16 protein-coding genes are annotated in these 24,280 nt (G+C 73.9%); 12 read left to right on the top strand and 4 right to left on the bottom strand.

The features are described from left to right. Positions 1–21 precede the first annotated feature (21 nt). Positions 22–600, top strand: a complete 579-nt coding sequence (locus tag QSK34_RS10785) for a GNAT family N-acetyltransferase (protein WP_202609768.1) — start codon at positions 22–24, stop codon at positions 598–600. A gap of 112 nt (positions 601–712) precedes the next feature. Next, the gene (locus QSK34_RS10780; RefSeq protein WP_285582750.1) at positions 713–1,759 is read left to right on the top strand and encodes a hypothetical protein; all 1,047 of its coding nucleotides are present in this window, start codon (positions 713–715) and stop codon (positions 1,757–1,759) included. A 29-nt stretch (positions 1,760–1,788) separates the two neighbouring features. On the opposite strand, the gene QSK34_RS10775 is transcribed toward QSK34_RS10780, so the two are convergent. After that, complete coding sequence (locus QSK34_RS10775; protein WP_285582748.1) at positions 1,789–2,322, bottom strand: cupin domain-containing protein; 534 nt, start codon at positions 2,320–2,322, stop codon at positions 1,789–1,791. Positions 2,323–2,373: 51 nt separating this feature from the next. Further along, positions 2,374–5,232 carry a helix-turn-helix transcriptional regulator gene (locus QSK34_RS10770; protein WP_285582746.1) on the bottom strand — a complete coding sequence of 953 codons (2,859 nt, stop codon included), beginning with the start codon at positions 5,230–5,232 and terminating at the stop codon, positions 2,374–2,376. A 91-nt stretch (positions 5,233–5,323) separates the two neighbouring features. Here QSK34_RS10770 and QSK34_RS10765 point away from each other — a divergent pair, with 91 nt between their 5' ends. The 7 genes from QSK34_RS10765 (at position 5,324) to QSK34_RS10735 (ending at position 15,183) form a co-directional block, all read left to right on the top strand. Then, on the top strand, positions 5,324–6,631 hold the full coding sequence (locus QSK34_RS10765) for an SWIM zinc finger family protein (RefSeq protein ID WP_285582744.1): 1,308 nt from the start codon (positions 5,324–5,326) through the stop codon (positions 6,629–6,631). Next, positions 6,628–8,031, top strand: coding sequence for a DUF5691 domain-containing protein (locus QSK34_RS10760; RefSeq protein WP_285582742.1), 1,404 nt, complete (start codon positions 6,628–6,630; stop codon positions 8,029–8,031). The genes QSK34_RS10765 and QSK34_RS10760 overlap by 4 nt, the downstream gene beginning before the upstream one ends. After that, a complete protein-coding gene (locus tag QSK34_RS10755) occupies positions 8,028–9,113 on the top strand; it encodes an ATP-binding protein (RefSeq protein ID WP_161479184.1) in 1,086 nt (361 codons plus the stop codon). The genes QSK34_RS10760 and QSK34_RS10755 overlap by 4 nt, the downstream gene beginning before the upstream one ends. Before the next feature lie 3 nt (positions 9,114–9,116). Further along, positions 9,117–11,327, top strand: a complete 2,211-nt coding sequence (locus tag QSK34_RS10750) for a DUF5682 family protein (RefSeq protein ID WP_285582739.1) — start codon at positions 9,117–9,119, stop codon at positions 11,325–11,327. Continuing rightward, complete coding sequence (locus QSK34_RS10745) at positions 11,327–12,514, top strand: VWA domain-containing protein (protein WP_161479186.1); 1,188 nt, start codon at positions 11,327–11,329, stop codon at positions 12,512–12,514. Before QSK34_RS10750 ends, QSK34_RS10745 begins: the two co-directional genes overlap by 1 nt. Before the next feature lie 283 nt (positions 12,515–12,797). After that, a complete protein-coding gene (locus QSK34_RS10740; protein WP_285582737.1) occupies positions 12,798–14,144 on the top strand; it encodes an MFS transporter in 1,347 nt (448 codons plus the stop codon). Positions 14,145–14,181: 37 nt separating this feature from the next. Further along, positions 14,182–15,183 (top strand): enolase C-terminal domain-like protein, encoded by a 1,002-nt coding sequence (locus QSK34_RS10735; protein ID WP_161479188.1) that lies wholly within the window; start codon positions 14,182–14,184, stop codon positions 15,181–15,183. Here the strand turns inward: QSK34_RS10735 and QSK34_RS10730 are convergent. Next, positions 15,180–16,493, bottom strand: coding sequence for an LCP family protein (locus tag QSK34_RS10730; RefSeq protein ID WP_285582734.1), 1,314 nt, complete (start codon positions 16,491–16,493; stop codon positions 15,180–15,182). The genes QSK34_RS10735 and QSK34_RS10730 overlap by 4 nt on opposite strands. A gap of 162 nt (positions 16,494–16,655) precedes the next feature. Between QSK34_RS10730 and QSK34_RS10725 the strand changes: the two genes are divergently transcribed. Next, positions 16,656–17,663 (top strand): alpha/beta hydrolase, encoded by a 1,008-nt coding sequence (locus QSK34_RS10725; RefSeq protein ID WP_285582732.1) that lies wholly within the window; start codon positions 16,656–16,658, stop codon positions 17,661–17,663. Here QSK34_RS10725 and QSK34_RS10720 read toward each other — a convergent pair. Beyond that, positions 17,583–19,061, bottom strand: a complete 1,479-nt coding sequence (locus QSK34_RS10720; protein WP_285582730.1) for an alpha/beta hydrolase family protein — start codon at positions 19,059–19,061, stop codon at positions 17,583–17,585. The genes QSK34_RS10725 and QSK34_RS10720 overlap by 81 nt on opposite strands. Before the next feature lie 146 nt (positions 19,062–19,207). On the opposite strand from QSK34_RS10720, the gene QSK34_RS10715 reads away from it, so the two are divergent. Both QSK34_RS10715 and QSK34_RS10710 read left to right on the top strand, forming a co-directional pair. Further along, positions 19,208–20,299 carry an exonuclease SbcCD subunit D gene (locus tag QSK34_RS10715; protein ID WP_285582727.1) on the top strand — a complete coding sequence of 364 codons (1,092 nt, stop codon included), beginning with the start codon at positions 19,208–19,210 and terminating at the stop codon, positions 20,297–20,299. Next, positions 20,299–24,276, top strand: coding sequence for an AAA family ATPase (locus tag QSK34_RS10710; protein WP_285582725.1), 3,978 nt, complete (start codon positions 20,299–20,301; stop codon positions 24,274–24,276). The genes QSK34_RS10715 and QSK34_RS10710 overlap by 1 nt, the downstream gene beginning before the upstream one ends. Positions 24,277–24,280: the final 4 nt, after the last annotated feature.

The following is a 24,280-nucleotide window of genomic DNA, read 5'->3' as shown; positions in this document are numbered from 1 at the left end:
TCCGGGCGGCAGGATGGGCGGGTGTACGTCATCCCCGAGGTCGTCCCCGCCGGTTCCATGCGCGATCGCCCCCAGCCGTCGCTGACCACCGGAGACCTGCTGCTGCGCCCCTTCCGCGAGTCCGGCGACGAGCCGATCGTCATGGCCGCCTTCGCCGACCCCGACATCCGCCTGTGGAACCTGGAACACGAGGCCGACACCGCCAGGGCCGCGACCGTCATCGCCCGCTGGCGGGCCCGCTGGACCCTGGAGACCGGCGCGTCGTGGGTGGTCGAACGCGACGGCCTCGTCGTGGGCCGGGTGGCCCTCCGCAGCGTCGACCTGGAACTGGGCCTGGGCGAGATCGCCTACTGGACCCTCCCCGAGGGCCGCGGCCGGGGCGGCACCACCGCGGCGGTGTCGGAGGTGACCCGCTGGGCCTTCGACGACCTGGGCCTCCACCGCCTCGAACTCCGCCACGCCATCGCCAACCCGGCGTCGTGCCGGGTGGCCGAACGGTCGGGATTCGCCCTGGAGGGCATCCTGCGCAGCTCACTGCTCCACGCGGACGGCTGGCACGACATGCACCTCCACGCCCGGATCACCACCAGGCCGTCCTGACGCGCCGGCGAGTGCCGGCGGCCCAAATTAGAGAATTGCTCCAACTCATCCACCATCCGGCCGCAAGCGGGCCTCCTGAAAATGATCTCGATCCCTCCTGAAAGGACGAGACATGCGTAGATGGAGTGTCCTGGTGTCGCTGGCGGCCGTGCTGCTGGCCGGCGCACCTCCCGCTCACGCGGAAACCCCGGTTCCGAACGTCACAGTGGCGGCCGGGGTGGCCCAGCCGCCCTCGCACACCGGCTCCTGCTACCCGGAGCCCGCGCGGATCACCCTCAGCGCCACCATCACGGTCGACGGCCCCCGCCTCGTCTCCTACCGGTGGGGCACCGGCCGCACTGAGTGGGTGGACTTCACCGAGGCCGGATCCAGGACCGTGACCACCACGAAAACGCACTACTGGGGGTTCGGGCCGAAATCCGAGACCATCCGTCTGACCGGCATCGGGGGGACGGCGACGATCGCGTACACCCTGGCCTGCGACGAGCCCGTCCCGCACACGCCGGAGATCCAGCCGGCGGCCACCTACCTCGGCCCGTGCGGTGCCAGTGTCGTGCACACGGCCACCGCGCAGATCACCTCACCGATCGCCCAGACCGTGCGCTACCGGTGGATCACCCTCGACGGCGCGGACCTGCGGGGCGCCGAGGGGGTGCACGAGGTGGTCTTCACCGAACCGGGCACCAGGACCGTGAGCACTCCCTTCCATCGACTGCCGGTCGCCAGTCCGTCGTGGAACGACTGGATCTCGTTGCGGATCGTCGGCCCCGAGACACACGCCGACCTGGCGTATTGGCGGGAGTACTCCACGAGGTGCGCGGGCGACCACCGCATCGGCGCCGACTTCGCCTCCCTGACCCGCACCGCCGGCACGTGCAGCCCTTGGACGCCGTTCAAATACCAACTGGAGGGCTACGTCGAGGGCAACACCTCCGGACAGCTCACCTATGCGTGGTCCCGCTTCACCGACGACGCCGTGTGGGTGCGTGAGCCGTGGAAGACCGTCATGATCACCTCCCAGACGGGCGGCCGCGCACCCGTGCACAAGGTGGTCGGTTCGACCATGGGCGACTCGGCCGATTGGCGTCTGGAGGTCGTCGGCGTCAACGGCGTCATCACGACGGTGAGCCGCGGCTACCGGACCTGCGTGGTCGACTGACGATCAGCGAAGCCGACCGGCGGCCAGGCTCAGGCGTGCTCTCCGGCCAGCTTGAAGTCGGTGAACTCGAAGCCGGGGGAGACGACGCAGCTGACCAGGACACCCTCGTCGCCCGCCGGCCGGGCCGCCTGCCAGACGCCCGGCGGGATCAGCACCTGGGGCCGGTGGCCCTGCTCGACGTCCGGGCCCAGGATGACGGTTTCGCCCGCTTCGGGGTGGTCGCCGTCGCCGCCGAAGGTGAGGGCCAGCGGGCCGCCGCGGTGCCAGAACCACAACTCGGCGGAGGCGACGACGTGCCAGGCCGACTCCTCGCCGGGTTCGAGGAGGAAGTAGATGGCGGTCGCGCTGTGCCTCGGGCCGTCGTAGCCGTCGGGGGAGAACATCACGGGTGACCGCCAGGTCTCCCTGAACCAGCCCCCTTCGGGGTGGGGCTCCAGCCCGAGTTCCTCAGCCAGCGGCGGCTTCTGCATGTCGGCTCCCTCCAGCGGCAGTTGCCCGCCGAGCGTATCGATCTTCCCCGTGGCCGGGGGCGCGGCGCCTCGGTGGCCGGGTGGTGCGACCACGCGCTGGACCTTCGCGGTTCAGCGGGCCCGCGCCCATGACGGCGGTGCGGTTCAGTCGGGGGGTGTCACGCCCTCCTGGTGGGCGATGGCTGCGGCCTGGGTGCGGGTGGCGGCGCCCAGTTTGGCCAGGATGTTGGACACGTGGACGCTCGCCGTCTTCTGGCTGATGAACAGGCGTTCGCCGATCTCGCGGTTGGAGCGGCCCGCCGCCACCTGGGCCAGGACCTCGCGTTCGCGGCCGGTCAGGCTGTCGAGCACGCTCGCCCGCACGGGCCCCGCCGAGCCGGGCAGGGTGAAGCGGGCCCGGCGGCCGAGCAGGTCGAGGGCGTGGCGCAGGGGGGCGGCGCCCAGATGGTCGGCCACCTCGACGGCCCGCTCCCACTCGGCGCGGGCCCGGTCGCGGTCGCCGCTCTCAAGGAGGGTCTCGGCCAGCCGCCAGCGGATGCGGGCCTGTTCGTAGGGGAAGCCGCCGTCGAACGCGGCCAGCGCCCGCTCCCACACCTCGGGCGTGGCGGTGCCCGACAGGCGGTGCCATTCGGCCTCGGCGCGGGCCGCCCACCCCTGGCCTTCGGGGCCGAGGGTGTTCCACGGGCCGGTGGGGCCGTGGGTGGCGGCGTAGCGGGCCCGCTCGACGAACTCGGTGCCGCGCGCCCGGTCGGGATCGCCGGGCGGCAGGTCGGCGAGGGCGGCCAGGCCGATCGCGGAGACGCGGATCAGGCCGGAGTCGTAGGGCTGCTGCACCGCCACGACCGCGTCGACGTGGCCGAGCGCCTCCTTCGGGTCGCCCCGCCACAGGGCGAGTTCGGCGGCCATGCCGCGGGTCATGTAGGTCACCAGGTCGTCGGCGCCCCAGAACGGCTCCAGCCAGCGCAGCCGCTCGGCCGCCACCGCGCGCCCCCGGCCGACCTCGACGAACAGCGCGAACGACGAGAGCAGCGCCTCGGGAGGGGTGCCGACCCGGACGCCGAACATGGCGGCCCTCTTCTCGGCGGCGTCCCAGTCGCCGGCCGCGTAGGAGATGAGGTAGCGCAGGAACCGCAGGTCGGTGCCGAACGTGCTCCACATCAGGCCGTTGTCGCGGGCCACCTGCAACCCCGTCTCGGCCGACTCCGCCGCCGCGTCGAGGTCGCCCCGCTCGTATTGCAGCCGGGCCAGGCTGAACAGGGCCCGCAGGTCCATCGACAACGAACCCGACGTCTTGGCCGCCGCCATCGACAGCAGTTCCTCGGCCATGTCGGGATCGCCGAGCGACTCCTGCTGGATGCCCAGCGACACCAGCGCCGCCGACTCGGCCTCGATCGAACCGGTGCGCCGGGCCACCTCCAGCGCGCGGGCGGCGGCCTCCTGCGCGTCGGTCACCCGCTCGACGATCCACAACGTGCGGGCGTGGGTGGCCAGGGCGCGGGCCAGCATCGGCGTCTCCGGGCCGTCGTCGACGGCGTTCACCGCCGCCTCGGCCGCCTCGGCCATGCCGTGGAAGTCGTCGCCGTCGGCCTGGTACCAGGCCAGCCGCTCGTTCGTCTCGGCCACCAGTTGCGGCTCGGTGACGAGCTGGCGCAGCCGCCGCAGATGGGCGATGGCCCGGTGGTTGTCGCCGCTGTCGGCCGCCGCCGCGGCGCTGTCGAGGATGAGCCGCGCCCGGGTCGTGCCGGTGAGCGCCTCGGCGCCGGGAACCTGCTCCCACACCTCCAGCGCCCGGTCGAAATGCCGGTTGGCCTCGGCCGGGGCGCCCATCTGGGTGGCCCGCACCCCCGCCTCCAGCGACGTGATCAGCGCGCCCCGCACGTCGTGGGCGGCCGAATAGTGGTGGGCCAGCTCGGCCGCCCGGCCCCCCGACTCGGCCAGCAGCGACGCGAACGTCATGTGCAGGCGGGTGCGCTCGCCCGGCAGCAGGTCGTCGTAGACGGCCTCCTGGAGGAGGGCGTGGCGGAAGTCGTAGCCGATGTGCTGGTCGACGGTCAGCAGCCCGCGCGAGACGATCTCGCGCAGCGCCTCTTCGAGCGGCCGGTCGGCCAGCCCGGCCGCCGCGCGCAGCATGTCGTGGTCGACCCGCCGCCCGGCCACGGCCGCCACCCGGAGCACCTGCTGGGCCGTGTCGGACAACCCCTCGACCCGGGCCATCAGCAGGTCGGCCAGCGTCGCGGGCAGCCGCTCGCCACTCGCGGCCGCCTGGAGCAGTTCCTCGGCGAAGAAGGGATTGCCCCCGGCCCGGCCGACCACCCCGCCGATCAGGCCCGCGTTCCCGCCGCCCAGGGCGGTCAGGTGGGTCGCCATCGCCTCGTCGTCGAGCGGCGGCAGCTCGACCGGCACGACCAGCGGCAGCCGCTGCAGCTCGGCGAGCACCGGGCGCAGCGGATGACGGCGGTGCAGGTCGTCGGTCCGGTAGGTGCCGACCAGGACCACCCGCTCGCGCTGGAGCATGCGCGTGAGGAAGACCAGCAGGTCACGCGTCGAATGATCGGCCCAGTGGAGGTCTTCGAACACCATGAGCACCGGCCGCTCGTCGGCCAGCTCGCCCAGCAGGCTCAACGTCGCCCCGAAGAGCCGCTGCTGCGCCAGCGCCCCCGTGAGCGCGTCGGACCCGTCGGGGTCGGCCCCCGGCAGCAGCCGTCGCAGCACCGGCCGCGACTCCAGGGCCGACCGGAGGTCGGCGCTGCGCAGCGCGTCGGCGAGCGGCAGATAGGGCAGCGCGTTGCCCAGCTCGGCGCACTGCCCGACCAGGACGGTGAAACCGCGCTCCCGCGCGATCTCGCACAATTCGCACACGATCCGCGTCTTCCCGATGCCGGCGTCGCCGCCGACGAGCGCCACCCCGGCCATCCGCCCGGTCGCGGCGTCGAGCACACGGGACAACCGGTCGAGCTGGGACCCCCGCCCGACAAGCCCGGTTTGTGTCTTTCGGCCCACCACGCTGCGAGTATGGCACGTCACCCCGACAGAACCCGGAGCCCTCTTCGCGATCTTGCGCGTTTTGTCGCCCGGCGCGGCTAGGGTGCGGCGCGTGACCGAACGTTGGAGTCGAGACCAGGTGCTGGCGCTCGCGCCCGACGCCGCCTCGCAGAAGGCGGCCAGCGGGGTGAGCGCGCCCAGGAAGTGGTCCGCCATGGGGGTGAACGGGTCGGCTTTGTGGGGCGAGTGCGCCGGGTCCGGGTCGAAGCCCTACCAGGCGTGCGTCGACCTGTCCGAGCCCGCCTACCGGTGCAGCTGCCCCAGCCGGAAGTTCCCCTGCAAACACGCCCTGGGCCTGCTCCTGCTGTGGTCGGCCGACGGGGTGCCGCCCGCCGCCGAGATGGCCCCCTGGGCGGCCGAGTGGTTCGCCCAGCGGGCCGCGCGGGCCGAGAAGGCCGCGGAGAAGAAGGCCGAGCCCTCGGCGGCCAAGCCCGACGATGGGCGGGCCCGGCAGCGTGAGGAGCGGGTCACGGCCGGGCTGGCCGAGCTCGAACGCTGGTTGTCCGACCAAGTCGCCGGGGGCCTGTCCGACGCGCGCCAGACGGGGCTGGCCGAGTGGAGCGACCTGGCCAAGCGGCTCGTCGACGCCCAGGCGCCCGGCCTGGCCGGCACCTTCTCTGGCCTCACCCGGGTCTTCCGCGACGAGAACTGGCCGGGCCGGCTGCTCGGCGAATACGCCATGGTCCACCTGCTGGCCGTGGCCCACCGCCGGGCCGCCGAGCTGCCCGGCGACCTGCGCGAGACGGTGCGCCAGCGGGTCGGCTACCAGGTCGCCAAGGAGACCGTGCTCGCCCTGCCGCCGATCCGCGACGAGTGGCAGGTCATCGCCCTGCGCGACGAGGAGCGCGACCGGTTGTTGTCGCGGCGGGTGTGGCTCCACGGCCGGGCGACCGGCCGGGTGGCCCTGGTGTTGTCGTTCGCGCCGCCCGGTCAGCCGCTCGACGCGTCCCTGGTGCTCGGCACGCGGGTCGACGCCGACGTCTCCTACTATCCGGGCGCGGCGCCGCTGCGCGCCCTGATCGCCGACCGCTACGGCGCCGCCGTGCCCGCCAGGGCGCCCGCCTCGGGGGTGAGCGTCGAGGGCGTGCCGCGGGTGATCGCCGACGTGCTGACCCGCGACCCGTGGACCGAGTCGTGGCCGCTGGTGATCACCGGCGCCCGGGTCGGGCGCGACGGCGGGGAGTGGCGACTTCTCGGCGACTCGGGCCAGGGCCTGCGGCTGCACCCGTCGGCGGGCGATCCGTGGAAGCTGGTCGCGGTCTCGGGCGGCCGTCCGGTGACGGTCGCCGTGGAATGGACTCCTGACGGCCTGCGTCCCCTCACCACGTGGGACGAGAACGACGAGGTGGTGGTCCTGTGAGGCTCGATCGGCGCACCGGGTGGAACGAGCTGGTCTCCACCGCCCTCGTCGGGACCGAACGCCGGGGCCTCGGCACCCCCTTCGACCTGCTGGAGCAGGCCGCCGCGCAGGTGGTCGCCCGCCGGGCGGGGGAGCAGCCGGGCGGCGCGGTCCCGCTGGCCGAGGCGCCCGCCGACGACGCGCCGCCGGTCTCCGCCCAGGCCGCCGACCGGCTGGCCCGGCTGCTGGGTGGTGAGTTCGCCCGGGTGCTGCCCGAATGGCTGGGGCTGGCCGCCCGCCGGTCGTCGCGCGTCCCGGCGCGGCTGCTGCCGCAGCTGCTCGCGGCCGGGGCGCGCGACCGGTCGATCCGGGCCGACCTCGCCGTCGTGGCGGGGGCCCGGGGGCGCTGGCTCGCCGGGCTCAACCCCGACTGGGGCTACCTCCTCCAAGAGAGCACGGGCGGGGCCCCGGCCCAGGCGGGTCTCGACCACGGCCCGTGGGAGTTCGGCACCCGCGGCGACCGGCAGGCGTTCCTGGCCGCGTTGCGCGCGGCCTCACCCGACGAGGCCAGAGACCTCCTGGAGGTCACCTGGCCGAAGGAGAACCCCGACGACCGGGCCGTCTTCGTGGCGGTCCTGGCCGACGGGCTGACCATGGCCGACGAGCCCTTCCTGGAGAAGGCGCTCGACGACCGCCGCCGCGAGGTCCGGCAGGCCGCCGCTGACCTGCTGACCAAGCTGCCCGACTCGCGGCTCGGGCAGCGCATGGCCGTGCGGGCCGCGGCGCTGCTCACCCGCGACGGCGCCCGGCTCACCGCGGTCGCGCCGACCGAGTGCGACTCCGTCATGGAGCGCGACGGCGTCCGGTCCCGGCCGCCGGCGGGCACCGGGCCGCGCAGCTGGTGGCTGCAGCAGGTCGTCGCGCACACCCCGCTCCGGTTCTGGCCCGGCCACCTCGGCGCCGGACCCGCCGAGCTGGTCCGCATGACGATCGGCGACTGGGCCCGGGAGATCCACATGGGCTGGATCCGGGCCGCGATCCTCCAGGACGACCCCGTCTGGGCCCGTGCTCTGTTCGACGTCGAACCGCTGACCGACCTGCTGGCCGTGCTGCCGCCCGACGAACGGTCGTGGCGGGCGGCCGAGATCGTCCGGGCCGGCAACGTCGACGGGCAGCTCATCATGATGCTCGGCGGGGTGCCCGGACCGTGGAGCGGCCCGCTCGCGGCGGCCGTGCTCCAGCGGGTCGCCGACATCGCCTCCAGCCAGCCGTGGAACGCGGGCGAGCTGGCCCGGCTGGCGGGCGAACGGCTCGACCCGACCGGCACCTACGACCTCGACCAGCTGCCCGACATCGGCGAACTGCGGACCGCCGCCGCCCTGCTCCGCTTCCGTTCCGACATGATCAAGGAGTTCTCGTGACGACCCCCACCGTCCTGCGGCCCCACGCGGAAGACCAGTACGCCGACGAACTGGCCGTCCTGGCCAAGCACGACGACCGGCCCCGCCCGCCGGGCTGGCGGTTGTCGCCGTGGGCGGTGACCACCTACATCCTGGGCGACGCGAGCCACCCCGGCGGGCTGATCACCCCCAAGTACATCGGCCCGCGCCGCATCGTCGAGGTCGCCGTCGCCACCCTGGCCACCGACCGGGCGCTGCTGCTGCTCGGCGTGCCCGGCACCGCCAAGACGTGGTTGTCGGAACACCTGGCCGCCGCCGTCTCCGGCGACTCGACCCTGCTGGTCCAGGGCACCGCCGGAACCGCCGAAGAGGCCGTCCGCTACGGCTGGAACTACGCCCGCCTGCTCGCCGAGGGCCCCTCACGCGAGGCGCTGACCCCGAGCCCCGTGATGCGGGCCATGTCCGAGGGCCGGCTGGCCCGGGTCGAGGAGCTGACCCGCATGCCCTCCGACGTGCAGGACGCGCTGATCACCGTGTTGTCGGAGAAGACGCTGCCGATCCCCGAGCTCAACGAGGAGGTCCAGGCGGCCAAGGGCTTCAACGTGATCGCCACCGCCAACGACCGCGACCGCGGCGTCAACGAGTTGTCGAGCGCGCTGCGCCGCCGGTTCAACACGGTGGTGCTGCCCGTCCCGGCCTCGGCCGAGGAGGAGGTGGAGATCGTCTCCCGGCGGGTCGCCCAGCTCGGCCGGTCGCTCGAACTGCCGGAGACCCCGGCGGGCCTGGAGGAGATCCGGCGGGTCGTCACGGTCTTCCGCGAGTTGCGCTCGGGGGTGACCTCCGACGGCCGCACCAAGGTCAAGTCGCCCAGCGGCACCCTGTCGACCGCCGAGGCGATCTCGGTCCTGACCAGCGGGATCGCCCTGGCCGCCCACTTCGGCGACGGCGTGCTGCGGCCCTCCGACGTCGCGGCCGGGATCGTCGGGGCGGTCGTCCAGGATCCGGTGTCCGACCGGGTGGTCTGGCACGAATACCTGGAGACGGTCGTCCGGGAACGCGAGGAGTGGCGTGACTTCTACCGCGCCTGCCGGGACGCCGGCTGAGCGATGACCATCACCCTGCTGGGCGTCCGCCACCACGGCCCCGGTTCCGCGCGCGCCGTGGTGGCCGAACTCGCCCGCCTGAAACCCGACATCGTGCTGATCGAGGGCCCGCCGGAGGCCGACGGCCTCGTCGGCCTGGCCGCCGATCCCGGCATGGAACCGCCGGTGGCGCTGCTGGCCCACGTGCCGGGCGACCCGACCAAGGCGGCCTTCTGGCCGTTCGCGGCGTTCTCCCCGGAGTGGCAGGCCCTCAAATACGCGGCGGAAGCAGGCATCCCGGCCCGCTTCTGCGACCTCCCGGCCGCGCATTCGCTGGCGGAGAAGGAAACCGGCGACGCGGGGCCGGACGATCCCGGCGCGGAAGGCGCATCCGGCCGCGATCCCGCCCCCGACCTCACGCCGGCTCAGGTCGTCCGCGTCGACCCCATCGCCTCGCTCGCCGCCGCCGCCGGTTACGACGACCCCGAGCGCTGGTGGGAGGACGCCGTCGAGCACCGGGGCGACACCCCCTTCGAGGTCATCGCCGAGGCCATGGCCGCCGTCCGCGAGGGTTACACCCCCGACGAGCGGGAGGCCCGGCGGGAGGCCTACATGCGCCGGACCGTCCGGGTCGCGATGAAGGAGGGCTTCGAGAACATCGCGGTCGTGTGCGGCGCGTGGCACGTCCCCGCCCTGACCGTGATCGGCCCGGCGGCCGCCGACGACCGGATCCTCAAGGGCCTGCCGAAGGTCAAGGCCGAGATGACGTGGGTGCCGTGGACCCACGGCCGGCTCGCCCACTGGAGCGGCTACGGCGCTGGCGTCACCTCGCCGGGCTGGTACGCCCACCTGTTCGCCACCCCCGACCGCCCGGTCGAGCGGTGGCTGGCCGCCGCCGCCGGAGTGCTGCGCGACGAGGGGCTGCCGGTCTCGTCCGCCCACGTCATCGAGTCGGTGCGGCTGGCGCAGAGCCTGGCGGTCATCCGGAATCGGCCCCTGGCCGGGTTGGCCGAGGTCACCGAGGCGGCGCGGGCCGTCCTGTGCGAGGGCGACGAGCTGCCCGTCGAGCTGATCCAGCGGCGCATGGTCGTGGGGGAGCGGCTCGGCCACGTCCCCGACTCGACGCCGATGGTCCCGCTCCAGCGCCACCTGCGCGAGGAGCAGCGGCGGCTCAGGCTCAAGCCCGAGGCGCTCGACCGCGAACTCGAACTCGACCTGCGCAAGCCGCTCGACCTCGACCGCAGCCGCCTGCTGCACCGGCTCCGGCTGCTCAACGTCCCGTGGGGCGAGCCCCGCCAGACGCGCGGCAAGGGCACCTTCAAGGAGGCCTGGGCGCTCCAGTGGCGGCCCGAGTTCGACATCTCGCTGATCGAGGCCGCGCCGCTCGGGGTGACCGTCCCGGCTGCCGCGACCGCGAAGATCGCCGAAGTGGCCGCCCGTGAGGGCGCGGCGCTGGCCGACCTCACCGGTCTGGTCGAGCGGGCGCTGCTCGCCGACCTGCCGGGGTCGCTGCCGGCCGTGCTGGCCGCGATCGGCGACCGGGCCGCCGTCGACACCGACATCCGCCACCTCATGGCCGCCCTGCCCGCGCTGGTCAGGGCCCAGCGCTACGGCGACGTCCGGGGCACCCCGGCCGAGGGGCTGGCCGTGATCGCCACGTCGCTGCTGGCCCGGATCTGCGCCGGGTTGTCGGCCGCCGTGTCGGGGCTCGACGACGACAACGCACGCGGCATGGTGGCCCACATCGACGCCGTGACCAGCGCGTCCGCGCTGCTTGACGAGGGCCGCGAGCGCTGGCTGGGGGCGCTGCGGGCGCTCGCCGACCGGACCGGCCTGCCCGGCGTCGTCGAGGGCCGGATCGTCCGGATCCTGTTCGACGCCGACCGGCTGGGCGACGCCGACGCGCGCATGTCGCGGGCCGTGTCGCTGGCCCATCCGCCCGCGCGGGCGGCGGCGTGGATCGAGGGGTTCCTGTCCGGCGGCGGGCTGCTGCTCATCCACGACCCCCGCCTGCTGGCCATGGTCGACGACTGGCTCGTGGGGCTGCGCGGCGACGCGTTCGTGGAGGTCCTGCCGCTGCTGCGGCGCACCTTCGGCTCTTTCGCGCCGCGCGAGCGGCGCTCCATCGCGAGCCGGGTCCGCTCGGGCTCGGCCACCGAGAAGGACATCGAATACGACGACGAGCGCGCCGCCCCGGCCGTGCGCACCGTCATGGGCATCCTGGGGAGCGGCTGATGGACGTGCACGACGACGAGCGGGCCCGCCGCTGGCGGCTGGTCCTGGGCGGCGAGGCCGCGAACGCGCCGGGCGGCGGCCTGGGCGACCTGTCGGGCGCCGACGCCGGCATGGACGCCGCCCTGGCCGCCCTCTACGACCTCGACGGCGACGGCGGGCCGGCCTCCCGCTCGGCGGGGCTGGGCGGTTCGGCGCCCCGGGTGTCCCGCTGGCTGGGCGACATCCGCACCTATTTCCCGTCGACGGTCGTCCAGGTCATGCAGAAGGACGCCATCGACCGCCTCGACCTGAGCCGTCTCCTGCTGGAGCCGGAGATGCTCGAGGCCGTGGAGCCCGACGTCCACCTGGTCGGCACCCTGCTGTCGCTGAACCGGGTGATGCCCGAGCAGGCCCGCGAGTCGGCCCGGGTGGTGGTCCGGAAGGTCGTCCACGAGCTGGAGCGGAAGCTTCAGCACCGCACCCGGGCGGCGGTGACCGGCGCGCTGAACCGGGCCGCCCGAACCAACCGCCCGAGGCGCCCGGCCGACATCGACTGGGACCGGACCATCCGGGCCAACCTCAAGAACTACCTTCCCGAGCGCAACACGGTCGTGCCGTCGCGCCTGGTCGGCTACGCCCGCAAGCAGCAGTCGGTGCAGCGCGAGGTCGTGCTCTGCATCGACCAGAGCGGCTCGATGGCCGCCTCGGTGGTCTATTCGAGCGTGTTCGGGGCCGTGCTGGCCTCGATGCGGTCGCTGAAGACGTCCCTGGTCGTCTTCGACACCGCCGTCGTCGACCTCACCGACCAGCTCCACGACCCGGTCGAGCTGCTGTTCGGCACCCAGCTCGGCGGCGGCACCGACATCAACCGCGCCATCGCCTACTCCCAGGGCCTCATCACCCGTCCCGCCAACTCGATCTTCATCCTGATCAGCGACCTCTACGAGGGCGGCGTCCGCGCCGAGATGCTGAAGCGCGTGGCGGCGATGACGGCGGCCGGCGTCCAGGTGATCGTCCTGCTGGCCCTGTCCGACGAGGGCGCCCCGTTCTACGACCACGAGAACGCCGCGGCCCTGGCGGCGATGGGCGTCCCGGCCTTCGCCTGCACCCCCGACGCCTTCCCCGACCTCATGGCGGCGGCGATCGAACGCCGCGACATCACCGCCTGGGCCGAACGCAACCTCGGCGAGGGCAGACAGACCAGCTGAAATCGGCGCGGGCCGATCCCGCCTTTTCCGTTACGGCTCCGCCCACCCCGGCCCCGCCCGCCGCCTCCGCACCCCGCCGCATCCGGCGCCGGCCACCCGCTCCCGCCTCGCGCCGCGACGGCGGACCCGAAGACCGACGACCACCGGACACGGAGGACGATCGACATGCGAAGCCCACGCGAGGGGCCCACCGGCGGGCCCCCGGGCATCGGACCAAGGTCCCACGCCCTCCTCGGGCCATGGCCCGATGCCCGCTACGCTCTCCTTTCGTAATGTCCGAAACATGGCTTCCCTCATGACATCCACCTCACCGCCGCCGGCGGTCTTCTCGTCGCGCTACCGCGCCCTGAGCACCGGTATCACCGCCCTCATGGTCCTGGTCGCGTTCGAATACCTGGCGGTCGCGACCGCCATGCCCGAGATCGGCAAGGAGCTGCAGGGCTTCGGCCTCTACAGCCTCGCCTTCAGCGGCGCGGTCGCCGCGGCCCTCGTCGGCACGGTCGCCGGCGGCCGGTGGGGCGACGTCTCCGGCCCCGACAAGCCGCTCTGGACCGGCCTCGGCATGTTCGTGACCGGCCTGGTGATCGCCGGGCTGGCCCCCACGATGGAGGTCTTCATCGCGGGGCGGCTGCTCCAGGGCCTGGGCGGCGGGTTGTTCAACGTGGCGATCTACGTCCTGGTGGCGCGGGTCTACCCGGGCGCGATGCACCCGAAGGTCTTCTCGCTGCTGGCCGCCGCCTGGGTGCTGCCGTCGGTGGTCGGGCCGGCCATCACCGGCACCGTCACCGAGACGTGGACCTGGCGGGCCGTCTTCCTGGGCGTCGCGGTGATCGCCCTCCCGGCCGCGGCGATCTTCTGGCGCGGGCTGGCCTCCCGGGAGCCCTACGCCGACGACGAGGAGCGGGCCGACACCGGACCCTTCGCCGCGCGGCTCGCCTGGGGCGGCGGCGCGGCCGTGGGCGCGGCGGTCCTGCAATATGGGTCGGGCGAGTCCAACTACGTGCTGATGGCGGCCGGCCTGGCGGTGCTGCTGGTCGCGCTGCCGATGCTGGTCCCGGGCGGGACCCTGCGGGCGGCCCGCGGCCTGCCGACCGTGGTCGCGCTGCGCGGGCTGAGCATGGCCGCGTTCTTCGCCGCCGAGGTGCTCGTGCCGCTGATGCTGGTCAGGGAGCGTGGCCTGACGCTGACCGAGGCGGGCATCGCGCTCACCGGCGGCGCGCTGGCCTGGTCGGCCGGGTCGTGGCTGCAGGGCAAGTACCCGGGCGGGCGCGTGCTGCGGCTCTGGGGCGGCCACCTGCTGGTCGTCGCCGGGATCTCGGTGACCGCGCTGGCGATCCTGCCCGCCGTCCCGATCTGGGTCGCGTTCATCGGCTGGGTGGTCTGCGGGCTCGGCATCGGGATGATCTACCCGACGCTGTCGGTGCTGGTCCTGGAGTTGTCCAAGCCCGGCGAGGAGGGCAAGAACAGCGCCTCGCTCAGCGTCGGCGAGTCGGGCGTGACCGTGGTCGCGGTGGCCGTCACGGGGGCGATCCTCACCTCGACCGGGGCATATGCTGTCTGCTTCGCCCTGCTCGTGGCGATGGCGCTGGCGGGGGCGTTGCTGTCCCGGCGTGTCACCATGGAGGTCTGAGAGCGAGACGCCTCAAGAACAGGAGGGGGAGCCGTCCGTGCCGCGTGTCCGTGAGGTCGATGTGTTCCGGCTGGTCCTGCCCTACGGCAGGCGACCGGAGAGCATCCTGGTCAAGCTCACCGACCATGGCGGGATGGCCGGGTGGGGCGAGGTCGTCCACCCCGATCCCAAGGTGTGGGGCACGCTTGAGGAGACCCTCGCCCAGATCCTCATCGGGGTCGACTGGGAGACCCCCCACGACCTGCCCGAGCTGGGCACCGCGGCCGACATGGCCTGCTGGGACCTGGCGACCAGGATGACGGGCGTGCCGCTGGCCCACGCGCTCGGCGGCACCCGCACCTCCCTCATGGCCACCGTCCGGCTGCCCGCCGTACGGTCGCTGCAGTCGGCGGTCGACGGCGTCAACCGGTTCGTCGGAGCCGGATACGCCCACGTCACCGTGGAGATCCACCCGGGGTGGGACGTCGAGCCGCTGCGCGCGATCCGGGCCGCCTACCCGGCGCTGGCGATCACGGTCGACGCGCGGCGGGCCTACACGGAGATCGGCCAGCTCGAATCCCTGGCCGGCTACGACCTGTCGGGCATCGAGCGGCCCTGCGACGACCTCGATCTGAGCGCCGAGCTCCAGTCGCGGCTGAGCATCCCGGTCGTCGTCGAGGCCCGCTCGCTGGCCGAGCTCGACGAGGCCGTCGCCGCGCGGGCCGGGCGGGCCCTCATGCTCCGGCCGTCGTTGTTCGGCTCGCTGGCCGCCGTGAAGACCGCCCACGACCGCGCCCGCCGGGCCGGCTGGGACATCACCTGCGCCGACGGCCGGGGCACCGGCCTCGCCCGCGCGGCCACCGTCGCCGTGGCCGCCCTGCCGGGCTGCACCCTCCCGAGCGACGTGACCGAACCGCCGAGGAACGCCCAGATCGTCGAGCCGCCGGTCGGCGCGTCGGGGGGAGTGGTGGCCATCCCGCTGACCCAGCCGGGGCTCGGCCACACGGTCGACGAGGAGCGGGTCAGGCGGATGGCCCGCGACAGCTTCGCCCTGCGTTAGGACTCGACGGGCACGCAGCCCTCGGCCAGCTTCGGCGCCTTCGGCGCACTGCTCGACGCACCGCCCCCGCCCGTCAGGGCCCGCGCGGCGGTGTTCCTGATCAGGGTCCAGTCGGGCGCCGCGGTGCTGATCATCGGCGGGACGAACTGGACGCTCGTCACCCCCGCCCGCTTGACCTTGGCCGCGAGCGGCACCAGGTGTTCCAGCATCGGGCTCGGGATGTCGGTCTCCAGCAGCCCCTCGGTCGCCGCGGCGATCTCGGTGAAGCGGGTCAGCACGGTCGCCGGGTCGGCCTGGTCGAGGAGCGCCGCGAAGACGCACTTCTGCCGCTTCATCCGCGCGTAGTCGTCGGAGAAGGTCCGCGACCGGGCGAACCACAACGCCTGCTCGCCGGTCAGCCTGCGGGTGCCGGCGGGGATGAGGCCCTCGTTGCGGCGGCCGTACACGACGTCGCGGTCGACGGTGAGGTGCAGGCCGCCGATCGCGTCGACGATCTTGGCGAAGCCGCCGATGTTGACCAGCGTGTACCAGTCGACGCGCAGCCCCAGGATCTCCCCGACGGCCTCCTTCAGGGCCGTCGCGCCCATGCCGGTGCGCCCGCCGAAGACCTCGGGGTGCTGGTCGGCGTACTCCCAGACCGAGAACAGCAGGTCCTCGCGCGCCCCGTCGGGGCCGCTCGGCAGCCGGAAGCCGAAGGGGAACTGGTTGTACATCGGGCTGCCCTCGGGGAACCGGACCCCTTCGAGGTTGCGCGGCAGCCCGAACATGACGGTGCGCCCGGTGCGCACGTCGACGCTGGCCAGGTTGATGCTGTCGGTCCGCACGCCGACCCGGTTCCCGGCCAGGTCACCGCCGAGCAGCAGGATGTTGACCCGGTCGCGCCCGCCGAACGGCTCGCCCGCGGGCATCTCGGCCGACCCCTTGAACAGGCCGTCGATCGTGCGCTGCGAGACCGCCGCGTAGTGGGCGGTCAGCCCGAACGGCAGCGCCGACCCGACCGCCAGCACGCCGGTCAGCACCCCCGAGACCAGCTGGCCCGGCATCGACAACCGCCCGGGCCGCAGGACGACGTAGGAGTGCACCACGAGCACGAACCACGCGACGCCGAGCGTGCCCGACATGACCGCCAGCAGCCCGAGACGGCCGATCAGCCGCCCGGCCAGGTCGGCCCCCGCGAGCGCCGCCACCGTGATGACCACCGCGACGCCCGACAGATAGACCGCCAGCACCGAGGCGCCGGTACGCCGCCAGCCCGCCCGAAGGTGCGCCACCCCCGGGAACAGCACCGACAACGCGACCCATCCGATCACCTGACCTGGTTTCCGCACGCCCATCCCCGAAGATGCTCGATTACGTGGTCACGGACCGTGTCGCCACGATTACATTGAACCGTCCGAGGGGGCCGAACGCCTTTACCTTCCAGACACCGGCGAGTTCGTGGCCGATTCACCCGGTTCGCGTACTCTGACCCCATGTCGGAGGACATCCTGGGCGCGGACTACGACGTCGTCACCATCCCCCTCCCGCCCGACGACGAGGGCGAGGTCGTCGCGACGCTGGTCCGCCGCGTCGTGCCGGGCGCCCGCCGCGCGGTCCTCTACCTGCACGGCTTCACCGACTACTTCTTCCAGGCCCACCTGGCCGACCACTACGTGCAGCAGGGCGTCTCGTTCTTCGCGCTCGACCTGCGCAAGTACGGGCGGTCGCTGCTGCCCTACCAGACGCGCGGATTCGTCCGGAGCGTCACCGAGTACTTCCCGGAAATCGACGCCGCCGTCCGGATCATCCGGGCCGACCACGACGAACTGGTCGTCAACGGCCACTCGACCGGCGGGCTGGTCGCCGCGTTGTGGGCCGACCGGGTGCGCGGCCGGGGGCTCGTGCAGGCGCTCATGCTGAACAGCCCGTTCCTCGACCTGAACGTCCCGGTGCTGGTCAAGGGGCTCGCCGACGCGCTGAAGGGGGTGTTCGCCCGGCTGCCCGCCCGCGCGGTGCTGCCGGTGGGCGTCTCGACGGTCTACGGCGACAGCATCCACCTGTCCCGCGAGGGCGAATGGGACTACGACCTGGAATGGAAGCCCCTGGGCGGCTTCCCCGTGCACGCCGCCTGGCTGGCCGCGATCCGCCGCGCCCACCACCGGCTGCAGGGCGGCCTCAGGGTCGACGTGCCGGTGCTGGTGCTCTGCTCCGACCAGAGCCTGCGGGTCAAGGACTTCGCGCCGGAGGTGCGCAACAGCGACACCGTGCTCGACGTGGAGCAGATCGCCCGGCACGCCACCCGCATCGGGCCCCGCGTGACGGTGGTCCGGGTGGCGGGCGGCGTGCACGACCTGGTCCTGTCGGCCGAACCGGTGCGCAAGCAGGTGTTCGACGAGATGGACCGCTGGCTGGCCTATGCACTACCAGGGGAAGCCGAACAACCCGTAGTAGGCGGCGGTGACGAGCATCAGGGCGGTGCCCCCCAGCACGCCGGTCAGTGACACCTGCTGCGACCGGCTCATCTCCCAGCCGTCGCGCAGCCCCACGAGCACGGCCCCGGTGGCGCCCACCACCTGCGCGAGCATCACCACCGCCAGCACCCGCACCACCAGCCAGCCCGCCTGCACGGCCGGCCAGGCACCGGCCTGGTTCACCGAGAACAACACGATCAGCATGATGAACGCCAGCACCGAGGCGAGCAGCGCCAGGCTGGTCCAGATCATCCGCCAGAGCCGCCGCCGGATCGGCGGCCAGACGTGGGTGTTGGTCTGGTGCCGCAGATCACGGCCGCGCAGCCGGATGAACATCTCGGTCACCGGCGCCGCGACGTAGCCGAACGCGGCCAGGGTCAGGGTGAGGCCGAGGAAGCTGCTGGCGCCGTACCAGGGGGCGGCGGGCACGTCGGTGGCCTCGTAGCGCTGGATCGGCTTGGCTCCGGCGATCTTGACCGGCGACTCGTGGGGCAGGCCGGTGATCCAGTTGGACAACGTCGGCAGGTAGTCGGGCACGAACGGCCCGCCGTGCTGCCGCATCGCGTGGTCGGCCCCGGCGAGGAACCGGATCGTGTAGTTGTCGGCGGGCTTGGCGTCGATCAGCGTCTGGGTGCTCTCGACGAACGGGATCGACGGGTCGCCGGTGCCGTAGAGGGCGAGGGTGGGCTGCCGCATGCCGTGGAGGGCGGGCGCGCTGTCGTACCGGAGGAAGTCGAAACCGACCCCGCCCATGGCCCGGGTGAGCAGGTCGCGCACGCCGGTCGGCGCGTGCAGCCGCAGGAGCTGCTCGTTGAGCGCCCACGCGACCTGCCGCATCGGCGAGACGTTGGGGGAGGAGACCAGCACCGTGTAGGCGATGGCGGAGCTCCTGGACGCCGCGATCGGGACCACCCAGCCGCCCTCGCTGACCCCCCACAGGCCGGTCCGCGCCGGGTCGGTGGACGGCCGCTGCCGCAGCAGGTCGATCATGGTCACCGCGTCGTCGGCGAGCAGGGCGAAGTCGCGGCTGCGGAAGGAGTAGCCGTGGGTGCGCTTGTCGTAGGCGAGCGTCACGATGCCGTGCTGGGCCAGCCACTCGGCCTGCGAGGAGAACTCGCCCCGGTCGCCGGAGCCCGAGCCCTGCACGAACACCATCGCCGGGAACGGGCCGGGGCCCTGGGGGGTGCGGATCGTGGTGACCAGGTTGTCGCCCCGGACCGGGACGGTGATCGTCTCGGTGGTGACCGGGTAGACCGTCGCCGGAGGGCGCGTCTCGGAGGCGGGCTGGGCCGGCAGGTCGCGGAAGGCGGCCGGCGGCTCCAGCGGCGGCGGATCGAACGCGGGCGGCGGCAGGAGGTAGCCGATCACTCCGAGCAGCGCCACGAGGACGCCGGCGAGAATCGTCAGCGTGCCCCGCCCAATGGTCATCAGGCCGCTCCCCGATGGGTGGTCCATATTCCGAGTCGTGCCTTCCTCCTTACGATGCCCCCTGGTCGCCAGGTTAAGTCATTACGTGATGCCGTTGTCTCAGGGGAGGCGCAATTTGTCGGTGAGACCTGTTAGCTTCGTGCGCCATGCGGCTGCTGCACACGTCCGACTGGCACCTGGGCCGGTCCTTCCACCGCGAGAGCCTGCTCCCGGCCCAGGCGGCGTTCGCCGACCACCTGGTCGAGACGGTCGCCGCGGAGCGGGTCGACGTCGTGCTGGTGGCCGGTGACGTCTACGACCGGGCGCTCCCGCCGGTCGACGCGGTGGCCCTGTTCGACGAGACGCTGCGCCGCTTACGCGGTCTCGGTGTCCACACCGTGATCATCAGCGGCAACCACGACTCGCCCGTCCGGCTCGGCTTCGGCGCCGGCCTGATGGACCGCATCCACCTGCGCACCGACCCCCACCGGGCGTGGTCCCCAATCGTCGTGAACGACGTCGCCTTCTACGGGATTCCCTACCTAGAGCCCGAGCTGGTCCGCACCCCCTGGAACCTCCCCGAGCGCACCCACACGGCCGCCATGACCCATGTCATGGACCGCGTCCGCCATGATGACGCCGCCCCGGCGAAGGTGGTGCTGGCCCACGCCTTCGTCACCGGCGGGGCGGCCAGCGACAGCGAGCGCGACATCACCGTCGGCGGGGTGGCCCACGTGCCGCTGCGGGTCTTCGACGGGGCCGGCTACGTCGCCCTCGGCCACCTCCACGGCCGCCAGACCATGAGCGAGACGGTCCGCTACTCCGGCTCCCCGATCGCCTACTCCTTCTCCGAGACCGACCACGTGAAGGGGTCGTGGCTGGTCGAGCTGGGCGGCCCGATCGAGTTCGTGCCCGCGCCGGTGCCCCGCCGGCTGGCCCGGCTGCGGGGGCGCATCGACGACCTGCTCGCGCTGCCGCCGTCCGGCGACTGGATCCAGGCGACGCTGACCGATCCCGTCCGCCCCAAGGCCGCGATGGAGCGGCTGCGGTCCCGGTTCCCCCACACCGTCGACCTCCGGTTCGCCCCCGACGACGTGCCCGAGGCGGCGCCCGCGCGCCCCCGGCTGGCCGGGCGGCCCGAGATCGACGTCGCGCTCGACTTCGTCCGCGAGGTCCGCGGTGAGGCGGCCGACCCCGACGAGCGGCGGATCCTCGAAGAGGCCGCGATGGCCTGCCGCATCAAGGAGACGACCGCCTGATGCGCCTCCACCGGCTGACGATCTCGGCCTTCGGGTCCTTCCCCGGCACGGAGGAGGTCGACTTCGACCGGCTCGGCGAGGCCGGGCTGTTCCTGATCCACGGCCCGACCGGGGCGGGCAAGACCACCATCCTCGACGCCGTCTGCTGCGCGTTGTTCGGCGTCGTCCCCGGCCAGCGCAACGACGCCCGGTCGCTGCGTTGCGACCACGCGCCCCCGGGCAAGGGGCCCCAGGTCGTGCTGGAGACCACGATCCGGGGCCGGACCCTGCGCATCACCCGCTCGCCCGCGTGGGCCCGCCCGAAGCTGCGGGGGCAGGGCACCACCCAGGAGCAGGCCAAGGTGATCGTCCAGGAGCTCCGCGACGGCGACTGGGCTGCGGTGACGACCCGGATCGACGAGGCGGGCGACTTCGTCGGCGGGCTGCTCGGCATGAACGCCGACCAGTTCGGCCAGGTGGTGATGTTGCCGCAGGGCGAGTTCGCCAAGTTCCTGCGCAGCTCCGGCGACGACCGGCGCAGGCTGCTGGAGCGCCTGTTCAGCGTGCGGGTGTTCACCGACATGGAGAAGTGGCTCGCCGACCACCGCCGGGAGACCGGCCGCGTCGCCGACCGGCTCGCCGAGGAGGTCCGCGCCCGCGCCGACCGCATGCGCGGCGCCGCCGGGGCCGGGCTGCTCGCGCTCGCCGGCGACTCCGACGACCCCCTCGAATGGTCGTCGGCCCTGCTCGCCGCCGCCTCGGCCGCCGTCGCCTCGGCCGAGGCGGCGGTCTCCGACGAGGCGCTCCGGCAGGCCCGCGACCGGCTGGCCGAAGGCCGCGACCTGGCCGACCGGCAGCGCCGCCACACGGCGGCCCGCATCCGCCACGACGAACTGGAGGCGCGCGCCGACGAACGCGCCGACCTGGAGACGATCCTGGCCGAGGCCGCGTCGGCGGCCCGCGTGGTCCCTCTGCTCGACCAGCTCAGGTCCCGCGAACAGACGGCGTCGGCGGCGTCGGCGGCCTTCGACGCGGCCACGTCCGGCCTCGCCGAGACCGACCACCGCCGGGCCGAACGCACCCGCCGCGACGAGCTGATCCGCCTGGAGGAGGCCCTCGCCGACGAGGCCCGCCTCCACGGCGTGGTCCGCGAACAGGAACACCTCAACGACGAGATCGCGACCCTGGAGAAGGGCCTGCGCGAGACGGCCGACCGCCTGGAGGCCGCCACCGCCGAACTCTCCGAGGCCGAGGAGCGCCGCGCCGCCGCCGCGGTCGCCGAAGCCGCCCTGCCCGGCGCCGAGGCCGCCCGCGACCGGGCGGCCGACCTGCTCGAAGCCGTTCGCCGCCGCGACACGATCACCGCTGACCTGTCCGGCGCCGTGGCAGCCCGCGCGGCGGCCGGCCACCCGGGCCTGGCCGAGCCGGAGCTCACCGCCCTCGAACGCGACCGCCGCGACGAACTCGCCCGCCTCGACGCCCTCGACGGCGAGGAGTCGCGCCTGACCGCGCTCAGAGCCGACCGCGAGGCCGCCGAAACCGAAGCCGCCCGCCTGGCGGGCGTCGAGGCCGAACTCGCCGACCGTCTGACCACCCTGCCCGGCCTCCTGGCCGAGGCCGCCGCCCGCCTGGCCACCTGCCGCGAACAGGCCGCCGCCCTGCCCGCGGCCCGATCCCGCCTGGTCGCCGCCGAGGAGCGGCTCGAAGCGGTGATCCGCCGCGACGAGCTCGCCGTCGAACTGGCCGGGGCCGAAGACGCCCGCCGGATCGCCGTCGACGCCGCGCAGGCCGCCGTCGACCGCCTCCACGAGATCCGCCAGGCCCGGATCGACGGCATGGCCGCCGAACTGGCCGCCCGCCTGGCCGAGGGCGACCCGTGCGCGGTCTGCGGCTCTCCCGACCACCCCGCCCCGGCCGAGCCCCTGTCCGAGATGGCCACCGCCGACGACGAGGAGGCCGCCCAGGCCGAGGCCGACGCCGCCCAGTCGGCCCGAGAGGCGGCCGAGTCGACGGTCGCCGCCCTCGACGGCCGGCACGAACGCGCCGCCGACACCGCCGACGGCCTGTCCCAGGCCGAAGCCGAACAGGCCCGCGAGGAGGCCCGAACCGACCTCGCGGCCCTGGAGGCCGCCGCCGCCCGCGAACCCGCCCACCGCGACGAGGTCACCCGCCTGGAGACGGCCCTCGGCGACGTCCGCGAAGCGGAGGCCGAGACCGCCCTCGCCCTACGGGAACTCCAGACCAGGCAGCAGACCTCCCGCGCGGAGGAGGAACGCATCGAGGTCCGCCTGTCCGCCGCGCTCGACCCGGGCGAGACGGTCTCCTCCCGCCGCACCCGCCTGACGACCGAAGCGGCGGCGATCGGCGCGGCCTTGGCGGCAGAGGCGAGGACGACCGCTCTGACGGGCCTTCTCGCGGATGCGCGCCACCAGGTAGTGGCCATGACCAGGGGCACCGGCCTGGAGTTCCCCGATCTGGGCGGGGCTGGTACGGGCGGTTCCGATGGTGGTGGCTCGGGCTTCGCGGGTGTGGATCAGGTGGGTGAAAACACGGGCGAGGCCGATGGTGGCGGCTCGGGCTTCGCGGGTGGGAATCAGGTTGGTGAAGCCGCCGATCGTGGTCTCGACACGGGCGAGGCCGACGGTGGCGGCTCGGGCTTCGCGGCCGCCGATCGGTTCGGCGGCGGCGCGGTCCTGAGCGTGGATGCGAAGCGGCTGACGCCTGACCCGGCGGTCTGGCCCGATGTGCCGGCCGCGCACGCCCTGCTCGCCAAGGCGCGGCAGGCCGTCGAGGAGCTCACCGGCGTTCTCGACGGCCGTCTCGCCGCCCGCCAGGCCGTCGAGCACCTGACCCGGGAGGTCGGTGACCTGAAGGTCAGGGAGGGCGCCGACACCAGAATGCTCCTGGAGAGCCGGGCCGCCCGGGGCCGGTTCGCCTACGAGGAGTCCGAGCTCAGGGCCCGCCTCGACCGCCTGCGCGGCGACGACGCCTCCATCCACGACCGGGTCGAACGCCTCCGCGCCGAGACCGAGGCCCACCGCCACGCGGCCGAGGTGTCCGAAGCCCTCCAGGAGGCCAGAAGAGAACTCGCCGCCGCCGCGGACGCCGCGCTGGCCGCCGCCGTCGAGGCGGGGTTCACCGGCCTCGACGACCTGGCCGCCGCCCGCCGCACCCCGGCCGAGATCGACGAGATGGGCCGCCGCCTGCGCGAACTGGGCGACGAACTGGCCGCCGTGGTCCGCACCCTCGCCGACCCCGAACTGAAGGCCGCCGCCGCCCAGCCGCCGCCCGACCTGCCCGCCCTCCAGCAGGCCCACGACGAGGCCGACGCGGCCCGGTCGGTCCAGGTCTCCGCGCGTGACAGCGCCGTCGCCCGGCTCGCCCAGCTCACCGCGCTGGCGGCCGAACTCGCCGAGGCGCAGGCCCGCCGCGCCCCCGCCGAGCGCCGCCACCGGCTGGCCCGCCGGATGGCCGAACTCGCCAACGGCATCTCCTCCGACAACCAATGGGACATGCCCCTGTCGTCCTACGTCCTGGGCGAGCGCCTGCGCCAGGTCGCCGACGCCGCCAACGAGCGCCTCACCCACATGTCCGACGGCCGCTACCTGCTGCAGTACGACGTGAAGAAGACGGCCGGGCACCGCGGCCGCTCGGGCGGCGGGCTGGGCCTGCGCGTGCTCGACGCGTGGACCGGCGTCGACCGCGACCCGGCCACCCTCTCGGGCGGCGAGAGCTTCATCACGTCACTGGCGCTCGCGCTGGGCCTGGCCGACGTGGTCGCGGCCGAGGCGGGCGGCGCCGAGATCGGCACCCTCTTCGTCGACGAGGGCTTCGGCACCCTCGACGAGGAGACCCTCGACGACGTCCTCGACATCCTCGACTCCCTGCGCGAGGGCGGGCGCGCGGTCGGCGTGGTCAGCCACGTCGCCGAACTGCGGGTCAGGATCCCGGCCCAGCTCCGCGTCCACAAGGGCAGGGCGGGCTCGACCCTGCGCTGAGCCC

This window comes from Herbidospora sp. NBRC 101105 (assembly GCF_030269205.1).
Lineage (GTDB): Bacteria > Actinomycetota > Actinomycetes > Streptosporangiales > Streptosporangiaceae > Herbidospora > Herbidospora solisilvae.
The sequence above is the reverse complement of the archived record's forward strand: the minus strand, read 5'-3'. Positions and strand labels throughout refer to the sequence as shown.